The following is a 14,617-nucleotide window of genomic DNA, read 5'->3' on the forward strand; positions in this document are numbered from 1 at the left end:
ATCGCCGACGGCTCTGGGCTGCTGGTTCAGGACGGGCAGCACGAAACGCGGCCGGCGGAAATCCGCCGGCCGCGCACGAGAAGATGCGCCCCGCGCGTGTCAGCGGGGCGTGCCGGGACCGATCAGACGCCGGGCCTGCTCCACGGCGACACCGCGGTCATCGGGCCCTGGGCCTGCTTGCTCGACTGGAACCGGCCGTGGTGGTAGTCGAGCTGCTCGTTGCGGGCGGGCTCGGACACGCGCAGCCACCGGTCGTCGGCAGCGGTCCACCAGCTGCCGTCCGTCTTGGCGAAGGTGTTGATCGTGGAGGACATCGGGGTCACCAGACCCTGCTGCCACAGCATGACCATCGCTTCGTGCGTCATCTCCATCGTGGGGCTCAGGTTCGGGCAGGCGGGGGGAACATCGTCGAATGGCACGTCGGCATCCTCAAGGAAGGGGTGGGCTTCGGTGGGCTCGTGCCTGCGGAGTGACGAACGAGATGTCCCCGAGGCGCAGGCGGGACTCAGCGCCGGCGGCGGCGTCGAGTCGGGGAACCAGGTTCGGCCGGTCCCGGAGTCGGGGCGGGCTCGACCCGGTGGCGGACACCCGGGGCGAGCGTGGACAGGATCGTGTCGCCGGGGCGTACGCGGGTCGTCGTCGGTGTGACGCCGGCCTTCTTGGTCATGCTCCGGACGTCGTGCAGCTGCTCGTCGGTCGCGATGGTCACGACCTTTCCGGCGGCGCCGGCCCGCGCGGTGCGGCCCGACCGGTGCAGGTACGCCTTGTACTCCGTCGGCGGATCCGCGTGGATCACGAGTGCGACGTCGTCGACGTGGATTCCGCGCGCCGCGATGTCGGTCGCGACGAGGGTCCCGGTGGTGCCGTCGGCGAAGGCCTGCAGGTTGCGGTTGCGCGCGTTCTGCGCCAGGTTCCCGTGCAGCTCCACCGCCGGGATGCCGGAGGAGTTCAGCTGCCGGGCGAGCTTCTTCGCGCCGTGCTTGGTCCGGGTGAACACGATCGTGCGGCCGGGCGCGGAGGCCAGGTCGGCCAGGACCGGCAGGCGGTCCTCCTGGCGCAGCTGCAGGACGTGGTGCTCCATGGTGGACACGGGCGAGAGCGCGGTGTCCACGCTGTGCGTCACCGGCCGGTTCATGAACTGGCGGACCAGCACGTCGACGCCGCCGCCGAGGGTGGCGGAGAACAGCAGCCGCTGCCCCTTGCGCGGCGTACGCTCCATCAGCCGCCGGACCACCGGAAGGAAGCCCAGGTCGGCCATGTGGTCGGCCTCGTCGAGCACGGTGATCTCGACCGCGTCGAGCTTGGCGTGACCGCCCTCGACGAGGTCGTTGAGCCGCCCGGGGCACGCGACGACGATGTCCACGCCGCGGCGCAGGGCGGCGATCTGCGGGCCCGCGCCGACGCCGCCGAAGATGGTGGCGGTCGTCAGGCCGGACACCTTGGCCAGGGGCGCCAGCGACGCCTCGATCTGCGCGGCCAGTTCGCGGGTCGGGGCGAGGATGAGAGCGCGGGGCCGGTGCGCTGCCCGGGGCGACGTGCTCTCGGCCAGCCGCGCCACGAGGGGCAGCAGGAAGGCGTAGCTCTTGCCCGAGCCGGTCTGGCCCCGGCCCAGCACGTCCCGGCCGGCGAGGGCGTCGGGAAGGGTGCTGGCCTGGATGGGAGTGGGGATCGTGATGCCCTGGGCGGCGAGGCACGTGCTGAGCGGCTGGGGCACGCCGAATTCGGTGAAGGTCGTATAGGGGCGGTCGACCGCCATGGATTCTCCGAACGTAGAGGAACCGGGGCGCCCGGCGCCGACCCTTGTCGGTCGGGGCGCGGGGTCCGGCAAGATACGCCATGATTCCCTGAGGCGATCATGATGATTCCCCGAGGTGATCATGGCGACTCCCCAAGTATAGCCGATCATGGGGGTTCCCGTGGTCCGGGAGCGCGCCCGCCGGGCGGTGTGCCGCCGCGGACCACGATCATGACCAGGCCGGTCAGCCGCGACCGCTGCGCCTGACGCCGATCACGGCGACCAGGATGACGGCGATCAGCGCGACCACGCCGACGACGATCGGGAGCGCGAACCACGCGGTGGTACTCATGCGCCCCAGGTTACCCAGAAGGGTCCGGTCCGATGCGCGCCGTGCGAGATGATCCACACTGGACGGCCGGCCGGGGGTCCGGTCAGGCGTCCAGCAGGTCCAGCGTGACGGCCGCGATCTCGCCGACCCCGAGGCTCTCGGCTTTGCGTACGGCGCGTTTGACTGGCAGGACGTAGCACTTGCTGCCGCTGTCGGGGAACACCGACGTCTTCCAGGCGGTGGCGCCGATCGTCACCTGTACGCGGACCGCCCCGAAGCCGCGGCGCGGGCCGTCGGTCCGTTCGCGGATCTCCTGCGAGACGTCTTCGGGCAGGCTCACGAACGTCCAGCTGTCCAGGCGCCGGGCGTCCCACAGCCAGATCTCGGCCTCGAAGGAGAAACTCACGACCACAGCATGCCAGCCGGGTCCGACAGTCCGCCGAGTCCGACCGTCTGCTGGGCCCGAGCGCGGCCGTCAGCAGGTTCCGTGCTGCGTGCACGCGTTCTGGATCGCCGCGCCGAGGGCGGCACCGGTATCCGGGGCGGCCGCGAGGACGAGGCGGCGGCTGATCGTTTCGAGCTGGCGTACCTCGTCGGGGGTGAGGTTGTCGAAGACGAGGCGGCGCGCCTCGCGGACGTGCTCGGCCGCGGCGGAGTCGAGCATCGTGGCGCCGGTGTCGGTGAGCACGGCCTCGGTGCAGCGGATCGAGCCGATGCTCTGCTGGCGGCGCTGGACCCAGCCCTGGTTCTCCAGCCGCGTCACGGCGTGCGAGAGGCGCGAGAGGGATCCGGCCGCCAGGAGGGCGAGGGTGCTCATCTGCATCGCCCGGTTCTCGGCGCGCTGCAACGCGCCGAGGATCGAGTACTCGAAGTAGTTGATGCCCGTGTCCCGCTTGAGCTGGGCGTCGATCGCCGCGGGCAGGGCGACCAGCATCGCCGACAGCGCCATCCAGGCCCCGCGCTCGTCGTCCGAGAAACGCGTGGCCTTGTCGTCCGACGGTGCCGTGGGGCCGCTCACACCCACACGATACCTGCGGACGGCCCGACTTGAATGTTCAAGCCGGGCGGGCTAGGGTCGAGTTGAACATTCAACCTCACGCCACCCAGGAACTCCACGCCACCCAGGAACGAGGTCATCGTGACCATCCTTCGCATCGACGCCAGCATCCAGGGCCCGCGCTCGGCCAGCAGCGAACTCGCCGACCTCGTCGAGGCCGAGTGGACGGCGGCCCGCCCGGACGAGACCGTCGTGCGCCGCCACCTGGCCGCCCAGCCGCTGCCCGCCGACGCCTGGATGCACGCCATCCACGCCTCGGCCACCCCGGAGGACCAGCGCACCGACGAGCAGCGGTCCGCGTACGCGCTGGCCGGTCGGATCGCCGCCGAACTGCGTACGGCCGACGCGGCGATCCTCGCCCTGCCGCTCTACAACTGGGGCGTCTCGCAGCACGTCAAGACGTGGATGGACCTCGCCATCGCCGGGTCGGCCGGCGACGGGCGGCTGCTCGACGGCAAGCCGACGGTCGTCCTGACCACGCGCGGCGGCGCTTACGGCCCGGGCACTCCGCGCGACGGGTGGGACCACAACACCGCGTACCTGCGAAGGATCGTCGCGGACATCTGGGGCGCGGACCTGACGCTGGTCGAGCGGGAGTTCACGCTCGTCGGGGTCAACCCCGCGCTGGACGAGTTCGCGGAGGTCGCCGCGGTCATGAAGAAGAGCGCGCACGAGGCGGCGGCCGAGGCGGGCCGGACGCTCGCCACCCGCTGACCTCACCCCACCCGCTCGCGGCTCCCCGCTCCAAGATCCCGTTCGGATCAGGTTTTCGCACGTAATCTTGGCCCAAGATTCGGGTGATTTCCCTGATCCAAACGGGATCTTGGGGCCGGGGCCGCGGCCGGGAGTGGGCGGCTGGGATCAGGGGTGGGCGGGAAGTATTCGGCGAGCGCGTCGAAGGACTCCTTGGGCTCCCAGGGCAGGCCGGGGAAGCGTCGGCCCCGGCCGCGGCCGAGGTGGCGCACGATGCTGAGCGCCGTCGCGTCCACGTCCCGGCGGGGATCGGGCGAGTAGGGCGCGAGCGGGAAGCTGAAGCTCATCACGAACGCGCCGTCGACACCCCACCGCTCCAGGTCCGCCAGCTGCCCGGTCAGCAGCCGCGCCTGCCGCGGCTCGTCGCGTTCATGCACTTCGCGTACGCGCGGCGCGACGAGACGGCCGACGCCCGGCAGCACGGCGGCGGCCATGCCGAGCGGCGAGACGTTGAGCGAACCGAGGAACTCCGGATTGTCGGCGTCGGTGCAGGCCGCGAAGCCGAGTTCGGTCACAGCCACCGGCTTCCCGTACGCCCGCAGCCGGTCCAGAACCGCCCGGTAGGTCGCAGCGCTGCGGGCGTTCCGGTAGTGGTTGACGGAGACGATGTCGAACAGGCCCCAGTCGGGCTGCTCGAACGGCAGTGACGCGTACGTGATCGGGCCGTCGTAGGCGTGGCGTACCGCCTTCACCAGGTCGGCCAGGGCGGCCCGCAACGGCGGCTGGTGACGGCCCGCGCGGATCATCGGGCCGACCTCCTTCAGCCGCGTGCGGTGCGCATGCGTACGCCCGGGCACGATGCCCCGCAGGAAGAACGTCAGCTCGTTGCCGACGACGAACACCAGGCGATCCGGCGCGCGCCGCCGTACCTTCTCCATCAGCGGCGCCACCTCCTCCAGGTACGCCGCCGTCCGGCTCGCGGTCGCGTTCCACAGCTCCGGCCCCGCCCACACGTGCAGCCCCAGATCCAGCGCGTACGCCGTGGCGTCCAGCAGCCGGCGCGGATCCCGGGCGGCCAGGCGTACCGCGTTCGCGCCGAGGTCGGTACGGATGATCTCCAGCTCCCGGCGTACGAGGGCGGGGGAGTAGTCCGGGCGCCAGTTCGCCGACCAGCCGGTCATCTTCCGTCCCACGTCGTAGACCACTCCGTGCCAGCGCACGCCCTCACCTCATTTGTATCGCTACCGATGCATCGGCCACGATATACCCTGGAGGCATGAAGGCCCATGACCTGTTCGTGCTCGGGCGGGAGCTCACCAAGATCGCCGAGGCGGCCATGCGCGAAGGTGCCGGCGCGCCGGCCACCCCGGCGGGCCTGCGCCTGATCATGGCCGACGTCCGAGCCGAGCCGGGCAGCACGATCGGCGACATCGCGACGCGTACCGGCCTGCCGCAGAGCTACGTCTCCGAATCCGTGGCCCGGCTGCGCGACCGGGGCGTCGTCGAGACGTGGACCGATCCGGCCGACCGGCGCCGGACCCGCGTACGCATCGGCGCCGAGATCCCCCACGCGGTCGCGAAGGCCGGCGCGGTCACGGTGGACAAGGCGCTCCTCGCGGCCGGGGGAACGGGGGAGCGCGACCGCGACCGGGCGCTGCTCAAGGAGCTGGCGGCGCTGGCGCAACGCCTGACCCGCCACCGCACCGATTCCTGACGTAACCCCGGCCTATCCTCCTCGCATGATCGAACGCCCCACCGTCGAATGGCGTGACAGCGTGCGGGAGCAGCGGGCCGCCCTCGCCGCCGGAACGCTTGCCGCCGAGGACGCGTACGCCGAAGAGCTCTGGCCCGTGACCTTCACCGCCGACGTGGACGCGGCGCTCGACGCCTACGAGGCGGAGTTGCGATCGCTGCACGATCCGGACGACGCAGAGATCCTGGCGGCAGTGGAGCGGGTCGTCGTCGACCTCAACGGCATCGACGAACGTAGCGGGGGCTGCATCGAGACCGACGAGCGGGAGCAGCTCTGCGCGTACATCGACCGGGCACTCGAAGCGCAGGGGATCGACGTCCGCGCGCTGGAGGAGCGGTGCGGCGTCGAACGGTTCGAGCTGGCCGGAAGGTGGCGCGACTGGTGAGCGTGTTCCCGGAGGCGCGAATACGCTGGGCGCGAAACCGCCCCTGTACGCGACCGGCCACCGTTATCGTGACCGCATGGCGGACGTGACGTACATCGGCCCCGGCGGCCGGGAGCCGAAGCGCCGGCCCCTGTTGCGCACGATCGTCGGTGACGTGCTGCGGCGTACGCGGCAGGAGCAGAAGCGCACGCTCGCCGACGTGGCCGGGGCGGCGCGGGTGTCCGTCCCGTACCTGTCCGAAGTGGAACGCGGGCGCAAGGAAGCCAGCTCCGAGGTGCTCGCCGCCGTCTGCGGTGCGCTCCGGATCGACCTGTCCGACCTGCTCGGCGAGGTACGCCAGGAGTATGTCGCCGCCCGCAAGGCCCAGGACCGCGCGGTGGTGATCTCGCTGGCCGCGGCGCGCGCGGAGCGCATCCGCATCGAACTGACCCGCACCGAGCCGGCCCGGACCGAAACGGCCCGCGGGCGGGGGAACTCGCTGCGGCGCAACGGTTCGCCGCAGCCGCACCGCTCCGGCGACGTGGTCCTGCTCGCCGCCTGAGCCGGAAGGTTCCCGGTCGCGCCACGAGAATCGAGGCCCCGACGAACTGGGAGAGACGCTACCGCCGGTCCGATGTGCGGGTTGCGCATGTCGAGACAAATCAAATTCAAGATCTTTTTGTCCCGGGTTCGTCGAGCTCACTTCCGTTCCTCGCGCGGGAGACCGCCCCGGCCTCTCCGCTTCGCTCCGAGGCCTCCAGCGCGTATAGCGGCCCGCCCAGCGCGCATAGCGGACAGTCGCGACAAAGACCGGACTACGACGGGACTGGGCGGGCTACCGGCGCCAGTCGTTCACCTAGCGAAGACCGTTCCGCCTCGCCGAGCACAGGCGGCGGCAGGACGGCTCGGACATGACCCACGGCAGCCCCGGATGCACCTACCTCCCCACCGCAGACGATCACCGGCCCGGCCGCCCACACGGCGTTCCCATCAGGCCGCCACCTCTCGACCTTGATCATGTCGCCCATATATGTCGAAATACGGCCGCTGCAACATATACGAGTTACATGATCAAGGTCTGGCCATCCACTTCGACATATACCAGCGACATGATCAAGGCCGCCCTGGCGATCGTCGGACATACCGAGCAGAAGGTTCGCGGGTTCGACGGCCCCCTTGATCATGTGATGCGTATACGTCGAAAACCCCTACCTGGCGACGTATACGCATCACATGATCAAGGCTGGGTGTTCCGGAAACGGCAAGGTCGGGGCAAAGCCCGACGCGCGTCTCACTGTCGGGAAGGCTCATCCCCTAATCCGGATGGCGACCGCCCGCAGTGGACACCGGGCATGATCGACGTGACCGGCTGACGGTGTCGGAGTTCCCCTTGTGGAGAGTCGAGACAAACGTCTGGTGGATCCGGTCACCGGCCAGGCATGATCGCGGCCATCTCCTTGATCATGTAACGCCAGTTCGGTGAGATCGCGCTCTCTCGCCGAACTGGCGTCACATGATCAAGGCCAGGACAGTCCTGCCGCCGGAATAGCGTCACACGATCAAGTCACTGGACACGCCCACCACCCGCCCCGGCCCCATATCGGACAGTCGCGACAAAGGCCGGGGTAGCACGGGACGGGCGCGGGTTGGGCGGGGACGGGGTGAAACCGTGACCGAATGGCGGCGGAGGATGCGTCGCCCCACTCACCTGGCAGTGGAGGCGACCTGCGCCGGAACGGTCTCCCGCGCGAGGAGCGGAGGTGAGATCGACGAACCCGGGACAAGAATATGATCTTGATTCTGATCCGACCACCCACCGGTGGAACTGTCAGCGGGGGCGGCTGGTGATGACCCGGTCGGCCAGCCCGTACGCGACAGCCTCCGCCGCCGACAGCGTCATGTTGCGATCCGTGTCGGCGCGGATCTTCTCCGCCGGATGTCCTGTGTGGCGGCCGAGGATCTCGTCCATCTCCGCCCGCATCCGGGCCACTTCCTTGGCCTGGACGGCCAGGTCGGGCAGCGTACCCCGGGACTGGGACGACGGCTGGTGGAGGATGACCTTGGCGTGGGCCAGGACGCCCCGCTTGCCCTTGGTTCCCGCGGCGAGCAGGACGGCGGCCGCGGAGGCCGCCTGGCCCATGCAGAACGTGGCGATGTCGCAGCGGACGAAGTTCATCGTGTCGTAGATCGCGGTGAGCGCGCTGAACGAACCGCCGGGCGAGTTGATGTAGAGGCTGATCTCCTGCTCGCTGGCCGATTCGAGGTGGATGAGCTGGGCCATCACCACGTTGGCCACGCCGTCGTCGATCTCGGTGCCGATGAAGATGATCCGGTCGGACAGCAGGCGCGAGTAGATGTCGAACGCGCGCTCGCCGTTGGGGGTCTTCTCGATCACCGTCGGGATCGTGTACTGGCTCATGCTCCCACCCCCACCATGCGGCGGTTGAGCGCGGGCCGGACGCTGTCGACGTGCTCGACGATCGCGTCGATCAGCCCGTAGTCACGGGCCTCCTCGGCGGTGAACCACCGGTCGCGGCGGCTGTCGCGTTCGACGATCTCGACCGGCTGGCCGGTGTGCCGGGCGATGAGCTCCAGCATCTTGCGCCCGACGCGGTCGAGGTGCTCGGCGTAGATCTCGACGTCGGCGGCGGTGCCGCCGAAGCCGGCCGAGCCCTGGTGCATGAGGATCTCCGCGTTCGGGAGGCTGAACCGCTTGCCGGCCGTGCCGCCGGTGAGCAGCACCTGGCCCATGCTGCCGGCCATGCCCATCGCCAGCGTGCTGACGTCGTTGGGGATGAGCTTCATGGTGTCGTAGATGGCCAGGCCCGCGCTCACCGAGCCGCCGGGCGAGTTGATGTAGAGGCTGATGTCGCTGCGCGGGTCCTCGGCGGAGAGCAGCAGGAGCTGGCCGCACAGGCGGTTGGCGATCGCGTCGTCGACCTCCGCGCCCAGCACGATGATCCGCTGGTCGAGCAGCCGATGGGCGACCTGGTCGTCGAGCGTGCCGGCGGCCAGGGCCGTGACGCTCGCACGGTATGGGTCGTGCATGTCCCCTCCCGAAGGGTTGTGAGTGGTCTGGCCCCCACGATGCGAGCGCGGAACCGGACACACCAAGCAGATCTGCTGTCAGCAGATGAGGGGGCCGGTGGCCGTATAGGCTGAGGCCCGATGATCGGACGCATCGGACTCGTCGTGCACGGCGGCCGCCGGCAGGCCGTCGAGGCGGCGGCCCGCGTACGCGCGTGGGCACAGGAGCACGAGGTCGCCTGCACCGAAGTGGACGTGTGGGACCTGCCCAGCGGCACGCCCCGCCGGCACGGGCACGCCGAGGCGCAGCACGCCGGCAACCCGGACCTCATCGTGACGGTCGGCGGCGACGGGACCTTCCTGCGGGGCGTACGCGTCGCGATGGCGATCGACGCGCTCGTGCTCGGGATCGACACCGGCCGGCTCGGCTTCCTGACCGAGGTCGAGACCGCCGCCCTGGAGCGCGCGCTCGACGTCGTGCACGCGGGGGAGGCGTCCATCGATCCGCGGCTGACGCTGACGATGCGGGCCTCGCGGAAGCTGACGATCCCGGCCGACATCGAGTCCTATCTCAAGATCGGCCGCGGCCCGGCGCTGCCCCCGCCGGAGACCCGGCTGGGCACCGCCGAAATCGTCGGCTGGGGCGTACCGCTGGACGTGGTCGCGCTCAACGACGTCGTCTTCGAGAAGCTCGCCCGCGACCGCCAGGCCAGCCTCGCGGTCTACATCGACGGGCGGCTGTTCGCCTCCTACTCCGCCGACGCGCTCGTCGTGGCGAGCTCGACCGGCTCGACCGCGTACAGCTTCGCGGCCGGCGGCCCGGTGGTGTCGCCCCAGCTGGACGCGCTGGTCTTCACCCCGGTCGCGCCGCACATGGCGTTCAACCGCAGCATCCTGCTCGACGCCCGCAGCCAGCGCATCGCCGTCCTCGTCCTGGAACGCTCCGGCCGCGTGGCCGTCTCCATCGACGGCCAGCTGCGCGGCGTCCTGGAACCCGGCGACTGGGTCAGCGTCTACGCCGCGCCGCACCGGGCCCGCCTCGCGCGCATCTCCGACATGGACTTCATGGGCCGGGTCCGCGACCGCTTCCGGCTCGCCGACGCCGCGGCCGCCGTCGCCGACGGCCACGCGCCGCTCGTCTACGCGCCCGCCGAGCCGATACCGCCGGACCTCGCGAATCCAGGCCCGTGGGGGCATGACTCCATCAACTAGTCTGTGGCACATGCGTCGATATGCCGCCGGCTTCCTGCTGCTCGTTGTCCTTTCCGGATGTACGCGTACCGGGGCGGACCAGTCCGGTGAGACGGTCGTCAAGTTCACCGTGGACGGACAGGCGACCGGCGAGCAGCTGGACGCGACGGTGAAGCTGCTCGACCAGCGCGCGCAGCAGCTGGGCTGGGGCCGCCCGACCGTTACGAAGATCGACGGCGGCACGATCGAGCTGCGCGTACCCGGGCACCACGGCGGTACGCAGATCGCCGGGCTGGTCCAGCCGGGACGGCTGACGATGCGCAAGGTGCTCGACGTGGTGCCCGCGAAGCCGGGCGGAGCCGCCGAGCCGGGCGGCCGGACCACCGCCGACACGGTACGCGAGAAGCTGGCCGGGGCCATGGCCGCCGCGGCGGCGCTCTCGCCCGACACCGCCGGCAACCCCGCCAACGACCTGCCCCCGTTCGCGACGCTGACCGGGGCCGAGGTCGCGACGCTGCCACCCCGGGTGCAGTTCGTGGTCAACGACGTGACGTGCGCGCAGCTGGGCGTCCGGCCGCAGGCCACCGACCCGGCCGCCCCGGCGGTGGCCTGCGGTGACCTGGAGAAGTACTCGCTGTCGGCCGCCGCGGTGACCAGTGCCGACGTCGCGAAGGCCGAAGCCCGGCAGGACAACGGGGTGTGGGGCGTGCTGCTGTCGTTCACGCCCGAGAGCCAGTCGCGCTGGACCGAGCTGACCCGGCAGGCGTTCGGCAACACCGGCGACCAGCCGTGCACCGAACGGGCGGCGGCCGTCGGCGGCGGCAACTGCGCGGTCGCGATCCTGGTCGACGACGACGTGATCAGCGCGCCGACCGTGCAGGGCGTGATCACCGGACCGGCCCAGATCGTGGGCGGCTACGACGAGGCCGGGGCGCGCGTACTGGCGGCGGAGCTGTCGACCGCGGCCCTGCCGGTGCGGCTGCTGCCGGGTCCGGCCGAGGAACGGTGACGGACTTCTCCGTGATCGAATGGAGGCAGCGAGACGAGGGAGTGACCATGAACGACTTCCCGCTGCCGCCCGCGCCGATCCACGTCAGCGACGACGTGCTGGCCGACCTGCGGCTCCGACTCGACCTGACCCGCTTCCCGGACGACGCCGGCAACGCCGACTGGTACTACGGCGTCGAACGCGGCTACCTGCAAGGGCTCGTCGACTATTGGCGTACCGGGTTCGACTGGCGGGCCGCCGAGAAGAAGATCAACGCGTACGAGCACTACCGGGTCACCGTGGACGGCGTACCCGTGCACTTCATGCGGCGGCCCGGCGTCGGACCGAACCCCACGCCGCTGATCCTCACGCACGGCTGGCCGTGGACGTTCTGGCACTGGGCCAAGGTCGTCGACCCGCTGGCCGACCCGGGCGCGTACGGCGGTGACCCGGCCGAGGCCTTCGACGTGATCGTGCCGTCGTTCCCCGGTTTCGGCTTCTCCGGCCCGCTGCCCGGGCACCCCGACATGAACTACTGGAAGGTCGCCGACCTCTGGCACACCCTCATGACGGGCGTCCTCGGCCACGAGCGGTACGCGGCCGCGGGCTGCGACGTCGGCGCCCTCGTGACCGGGCAGCTCGGCCACAAGTACGCCGACGAGCTGTACGCCATCCACATCGGATCGGGCCAGAAGCTGGACATGTTCACCGGCGACCGGGCCTGGGACCTCAGTGGCGGCCGGCCGATCCCCGACGGGCTGCCCGCGGCGGTCCACGACCGGATCCTGGAGTTCGACCGGCGGTTCGCCGTGCACCTGGCCGCGCACGTGCTGGATTCGAGCACCCTCGCGTACGCGCTGAGCGACTCGCCCGCCGGAATGCTCGCCTGGATCCTGCGCCGATGGGTCTCGTGGAGCGACGACGGCGGCGACATCGAGACCGTGTTCAGCCGGGACGACCTGCTGACCCACGCGACGATCTTCTGGGCGACGAACACGATCGGCACCTCGATCCGCACGTACGCCAACAACAACCGCTACCCGTGGACGCCGTCGCACGACCGGTGGCCGGTGATCGAGGCACCGACCGGGATCACGTTCGTCGCGTACGAGAACCCGCCGGGGGTGACGACGGAGCAGCGCGTCCAGAACTTCACCGAGGGTGAGCGGGGCGCCTGGTACAACCACGTGAACCTGACCGTGCACGAGCGCGGCGGGCACTTCATCCCGTGGGAGATCCCGGAGCTCTGGGTCGACGATCTCCGCCGGACCTTCCGCGGCCGCCGTTAGAAGAGGCTCAGCTGGCCCGGGATCGGCTCGCGGCGGCGTTGCGCGCCACGCCACCGGCTCCACTGCTGCGGCACCGGCGTCGCGGCGGCCGCCACGGCCTTCCGGGTCAGCGCCCACAACGACCCCGGCGGCGTGATGCCCCGCGCGATCAGAGCCGACCGGATCGCCGCGACGTTGAGCTGCCGCCGGATCTGGGGCAGCGCAGGCAGGTCCAGATCGTCGCGCATCGCCATGATCTGCCGGTTCCGCTCCACCACCGCCCGGGCGGCCGGGGCGCCGAACTGCTCGGCCGCGCGGTCGCCGACACAATCGCGTACGCGCTGGTGATGGCCGCCGTCCCAGGCCGACCAGGCGGCGTCGACGGTGCCGAAGGACGCGAGCAGCCGGGCGGCCGTGGCCGAGCCGAAGCCGCGTACGCCATGGAGGTTGTCGGAGGGGTCGCCGCGCAGCGCGGCATAGTCGCGGTACTGCGCCGGGGCGACGCCGTAGACCGCGTCGAGCTCCTCGGGGGTGACGAGGACGGCCTGGTCGAAGCCGCCGTTGCGGACCCGCAGCACCGACGTGCCCGCGTCGAGCAGGGCGAACGCGTCGCGGTCGCTGGTCATGAGGACGCTGCGCCAGCCGGCCTGGCGGGCCGCGGCGGCGGAACTCGCCAGCACGTCGTCGGCCTCGTACGCGGCCGGGACCACGACGGCGATCCCGGCGGCGGCCAGCACCTCGGGCGCGGCCGCCAGCTGGGCGACCAGTTCGTCCGGCTTGGGCGGCCGATGGGCCTTGTAGTCCGGAAAGACCGACCGCCGGGCGGACGACACCGAGCAGTCGAAACCGACGATCACGGCGTCGGGCCGCAGCCGGGCGGCGGCCCGGGCGAGATAGCCGACCAGACCCTGCAAACCCCACGCGGCCCGGTCACCGGGATCCCCCGCCGCCGCGTGGTACGCCCGGTGCAGCAGGCTGTTGCCGTCCAGCGTCAGCAGCAACGGGGGGTTCGGGGGCACAGCGACAGAGTATCGGGTCGCTCAGACATCGACCGTGAGCCGGACCCGGACCGTGTCGCCGAGCTCGATCTTCTCGGCCTTGCGTACCCAGGCCTTCAACGGGACGATGTACCGCCCGTCCTTGGGCCACAACGCGGTCGGCCACTGCGTCCCGCCGACGCGTACGGTCGCGGGGATCATGCCCCAGCCGTAGGTGACCAGGCCGGCCGCCGACTCCAGGGCGCCGCAGTCCTGCTCCGGAACGGTGACGAAATGCCACGGGGCCGGCCCCCTCCAGAACCACACCTCGCCGCTGAACTCCACGATCACCCCGTCAGGATAGGGCGGTCAGATCACAACCACAGGCCACGAGCATTTTGTCCCGGGTTCGTCGATCTCACCTCCGCTCCTCGCGCGGGAGACCGTTCCGGCCCTGGGGGGCCTCCACTGCCAGGTGAGCGGGGCGAGGCATCGTTCGCCGCGGCTCGGTCACGCCCGCCTTCAGCGGGTGATCTTGGGTACTGGATCGGCTGCGCGTGGCGGTGATCGAGTGCCTGGAATCTGTAGTGGTGGATCTCCATTGCTTGATCAAGAGCCCAAGAGCTGCAGAATCGGGCCGATTTTGACAGCATCCGGGTACTCGATCAAGCTTTCGTGCCGCGATCAAGTCGAGCACGCCCGCGGCCGGTGATCGTTTGCCGTTCTGACGGCAGTTCCGGCCCTATCACCGTGATCAACTGTGGCTGGGTGGGATGTCGTATGTGCCGTCTAGGGTGCCGCGCATGGAGATCAAGGTCGATGTTGCAGTTGTCATCCTCACGGACCGGGTTGGGCGAGTGTTGATGCAACACCGTGGCCCTGACAAGCATGTGGAGCCGGATCGGTGGGGGCCGCCGTGTGGACTGGTCGAGCCCGGGGAGGACGCCCAGACCGCTGCTCACCGTGAGCTGCTGGAGGAGACCGGGCTGACCGCCGCCCTTGAGCCCTGCCGGGTGGTGGAGCAGGTCGGTGCCGACGGAGTCGGGGTCCGCTTCCACGTGTTCGAGGGCAGCACCGGTGCCCGCCAGGAAGACGTCATCCTTGGTGAGGGGCTCGCGATGCTGTTCCTGACCCGTGAGGAGATCGCAACCAGGGAACTGGTCAGCAACATCCGGGCGTTGTTCGGCCAGGAGTGACGGCGTTTCCGGTCATGAGCGTCGGCAGCGGTTTCTG

The 14,617-nt window shown here is 70.7% G+C and carries 17 protein-coding genes; 8 read left to right on the forward strand and 9 right to left on the reverse strand.

The features are described 5' to 3' along the window. Window positions 1–122: 122 nt before the first annotated feature. The 4 genes from G401_RS0115710 to G401_RS46005 all read right to left on the reverse strand — a co-directional run bounded on the left by G401_RS0115710 (window position 123) and on the right by G401_RS46005 (window position 3,084). Window positions 123–419 carry a hypothetical protein gene (locus tag G401_RS0115710; RefSeq protein WP_157545757.1) on the reverse strand — a complete coding sequence of 99 codons (297 nt, stop codon included), beginning with the start codon at window positions 417–419 and terminating at the stop codon, window positions 123–125. Between the two features lie 86 nt (window positions 420–505). Continuing rightward, window positions 506–1,756 carry a DEAD/DEAH box helicase gene (locus G401_RS46000; protein WP_157545759.1) on the reverse strand — a complete coding sequence of 417 codons (1,251 nt, stop codon included), beginning with the start codon at window positions 1,754–1,756 and terminating at the stop codon, window positions 506–508. Window positions 1,757–2,169: 413 nt separating this feature from the next. Then, window positions 2,170–2,472 (reverse strand): DUF1905 domain-containing protein, encoded by a 303-nt coding sequence (locus tag G401_RS0115725; RefSeq protein ID WP_034591874.1) that lies wholly within the window; start codon window positions 2,470–2,472, stop codon window positions 2,170–2,172. Window positions 2,473–2,541: 69 nt separating this feature from the next. Further along, window positions 2,542–3,084 carry a MarR family winged helix-turn-helix transcriptional regulator gene (locus tag G401_RS46005; RefSeq protein WP_245601730.1) on the reverse strand — a complete coding sequence of 181 codons (543 nt, stop codon included), beginning with the start codon at window positions 3,082–3,084 and terminating at the stop codon, window positions 2,542–2,544. A gap of 120 nt (window positions 3,085–3,204) precedes the next feature. Between G401_RS46005 and G401_RS0115740 the strand changes: the two genes are divergently transcribed. Next, on the forward strand, window positions 3,205–3,837 hold the full coding sequence (locus tag G401_RS0115740) for an FMN-dependent NADH-azoreductase (protein WP_027343254.1): 633 nt from the start codon (window positions 3,205–3,207) through the stop codon (window positions 3,835–3,837). A 47-nt stretch (window positions 3,838–3,884) separates the two neighbouring features. On the opposite strand, the gene G401_RS0115745 is transcribed toward G401_RS0115740, so the two are convergent. Continuing rightward, the gene (locus tag G401_RS0115745) at window positions 3,885–5,036 is read right to left on the reverse strand and encodes a hypothetical protein (protein ID WP_157545761.1); all 1,152 of its coding nucleotides are present in this window, start codon (window positions 5,034–5,036) and stop codon (window positions 3,885–3,887) included. 56 nt (window positions 5,037–5,092) lie between these two features. Here G401_RS0115745 and G401_RS0115750 point away from each other — a divergent pair, with 56 nt between their 5' ends. The 3 genes from G401_RS0115750 (at window position 5,093) to G401_RS58585 (ending at window position 6,495) form a co-directional block, all read left to right on the forward strand. Beyond that, a complete protein-coding gene (locus tag G401_RS0115750) occupies window positions 5,093–5,530 on the forward strand; it encodes a MarR family transcriptional regulator (RefSeq protein ID WP_027343256.1) in 438 nt (145 codons plus the stop codon). A 25-nt stretch (window positions 5,531–5,555) separates the two neighbouring features. Continuing rightward, the gene (locus tag G401_RS0115755) at window positions 5,556–5,954 is read left to right on the forward strand and encodes a hypothetical protein (protein WP_027343257.1); all 399 of its coding nucleotides are present in this window, start codon (window positions 5,556–5,558) and stop codon (window positions 5,952–5,954) included. A gap of 76 nt (window positions 5,955–6,030) precedes the next feature. After that, window positions 6,031–6,495 carry a helix-turn-helix domain-containing protein gene (locus G401_RS58585; protein ID WP_084557236.1) on the forward strand — a complete coding sequence of 155 codons (465 nt, stop codon included), beginning with the start codon at window positions 6,031–6,033 and terminating at the stop codon, window positions 6,493–6,495. 1,266 nt (window positions 6,496–7,761) lie between these two features. Here G401_RS58585 and G401_RS0115765 read toward each other — a convergent pair. Beyond that, window positions 7,762–8,352, reverse strand: coding sequence for a ClpP family protease (locus G401_RS0115765; RefSeq protein ID WP_027343258.1), 591 nt, complete (start codon window positions 8,350–8,352; stop codon window positions 7,762–7,764). Then, window positions 8,349–8,981, reverse strand: coding sequence for a ClpP family protease (locus tag G401_RS0115770; RefSeq protein ID WP_051366708.1), 633 nt, complete (start codon window positions 8,979–8,981; stop codon window positions 8,349–8,351). Before G401_RS0115770 ends, G401_RS0115765 begins: the two co-directional genes overlap by 4 nt. Window positions 8,982–9,101: 120 nt before the next feature. Here G401_RS0115770 and G401_RS0115775 point away from each other — a divergent pair, with 120 nt between their 5' ends. The 3 genes from G401_RS0115775 to G401_RS0115785 are packed head-to-tail and all read left to right on the forward strand — an operon-like array spanning window position 9,102 to window position 12,428. Then, complete coding sequence (locus G401_RS0115775; protein WP_034591747.1) at window positions 9,102–10,172, forward strand: NAD(+)/NADH kinase; 1,071 nt, start codon at window positions 9,102–9,104, stop codon at window positions 10,170–10,172. 10 nt (window positions 10,173–10,182) lie between these two features. Beyond that, entirely contained in the window at window positions 10,183–11,160 is a 978-nt protein-coding gene (locus G401_RS46015; RefSeq protein ID WP_027343261.1) for a SecDF P1 head subdomain-containing protein, read from the forward strand. A 47-nt stretch (window positions 11,161–11,207) separates the two neighbouring features. Further along, window positions 11,208–12,428: an epoxide hydrolase family protein gene (locus G401_RS0115785; protein ID WP_034591878.1), complete on the forward strand. Its 1,221-nt coding sequence runs from the start codon at window positions 11,208–11,210 to the stop codon at window positions 12,426–12,428. Here the strand turns inward: G401_RS0115785 and G401_RS0115790 are convergent. After that, the gene (locus tag G401_RS0115790) at window positions 12,425–13,426 is read right to left on the reverse strand and encodes a 5'-3' exonuclease (protein ID WP_027343263.1); all 1,002 of its coding nucleotides are present in this window, start codon (window positions 13,424–13,426) and stop codon (window positions 12,425–12,427) included. The two genes, G401_RS0115785 and G401_RS0115790, sit on opposite strands and share 4 nt — an antisense overlap. A gap of 21 nt (window positions 13,427–13,447) precedes the next feature. Next, complete coding sequence (locus tag G401_RS0115795; protein WP_027343264.1) at window positions 13,448–13,735, reverse strand: DUF1905 domain-containing protein; 288 nt, start codon at window positions 13,733–13,735, stop codon at window positions 13,448–13,450. Window positions 13,736–14,187: 452 nt separating this feature from the next. Between G401_RS0115795 and G401_RS0115800 the strand changes: the two genes are divergently transcribed. Beyond that, complete coding sequence (locus tag G401_RS0115800; RefSeq protein ID WP_034591879.1) at window positions 14,188–14,580, forward strand: NUDIX domain-containing protein; 393 nt, start codon at window positions 14,188–14,190, stop codon at window positions 14,578–14,580. The last annotated feature ends 37 nt before the right edge of the window (window positions 14,581–14,617 follow it).

It is taken from the genome of Hamadaea tsunoensis DSM 44101, assembly GCF_000428945.1.
Taxonomy (GTDB): Bacteria; Actinomycetota; Actinomycetes; order Mycobacteriales; family Micromonosporaceae; genus Hamadaea; species Hamadaea tsunoensis.

Bases quoted from the DNA above. Each gene is read 5' to 3' on its own strand.
- G401_RS0115765 (WP_027343258.1), bottom strand. From the start codon at position 8,352: ATGAGCCAGTACACGATCCCGACGGTGATCGAGAAGACCCCCAACGGC.
- G401_RS58585 (WP_084557236.1), top strand. From the start codon at position 6,031: ATGGCGGACGTGACGTACATCGGCCCCGGCGGCCGGGAGCCGAAGCGC.
- G401_RS0115750 (WP_027343256.1), top strand. From the start codon at position 5,093: ATGAAGGCCCATGACCTGTTCGTGCTCGGGCGGGAGCTCACCAAGATC.
- G401_RS46015 (WP_027343261.1), top strand. From the start codon at position 10,183: ATGCGTCGATATGCCGCCGGCTTCCTGCTGCTCGTTGTCCTTTCCGGA.
- G401_RS46000 (WP_157545759.1), bottom strand. From the start codon at position 1,756: ATGGCGGTCGACCGCCCCTATACGACCTTCACCGAATTCGGCGTGCCC.
- G401_RS0115785 (WP_034591878.1), top strand. From the start codon at position 11,208: ATGAACGACTTCCCGCTGCCGCCCGCGCCGATCCACGTCAGCGACGAC.
- G401_RS0115800 (WP_034591879.1), top strand. From the start codon at position 14,188: ATGGAGATCAAGGTCGATGTTGCAGTTGTCATCCTCACGGACCGGGTT.
- G401_RS0115755 (WP_027343257.1), top strand. From the start codon at position 5,556: ATGATCGAACGCCCCACCGTCGAATGGCGTGACAGCGTGCGGGAGCAG.
- G401_RS0115770 (WP_051366708.1), bottom strand. From the start codon at position 8,981: ATGCACGACCCATACCGTGCGAGCGTCACGGCCCTGGCCGCCGGCACG.
- G401_RS0115775 (WP_034591747.1), top strand. From the start codon at position 9,102: ATGATCGGACGCATCGGACTCGTCGTGCACGGCGGCCGCCGGCAGGCC.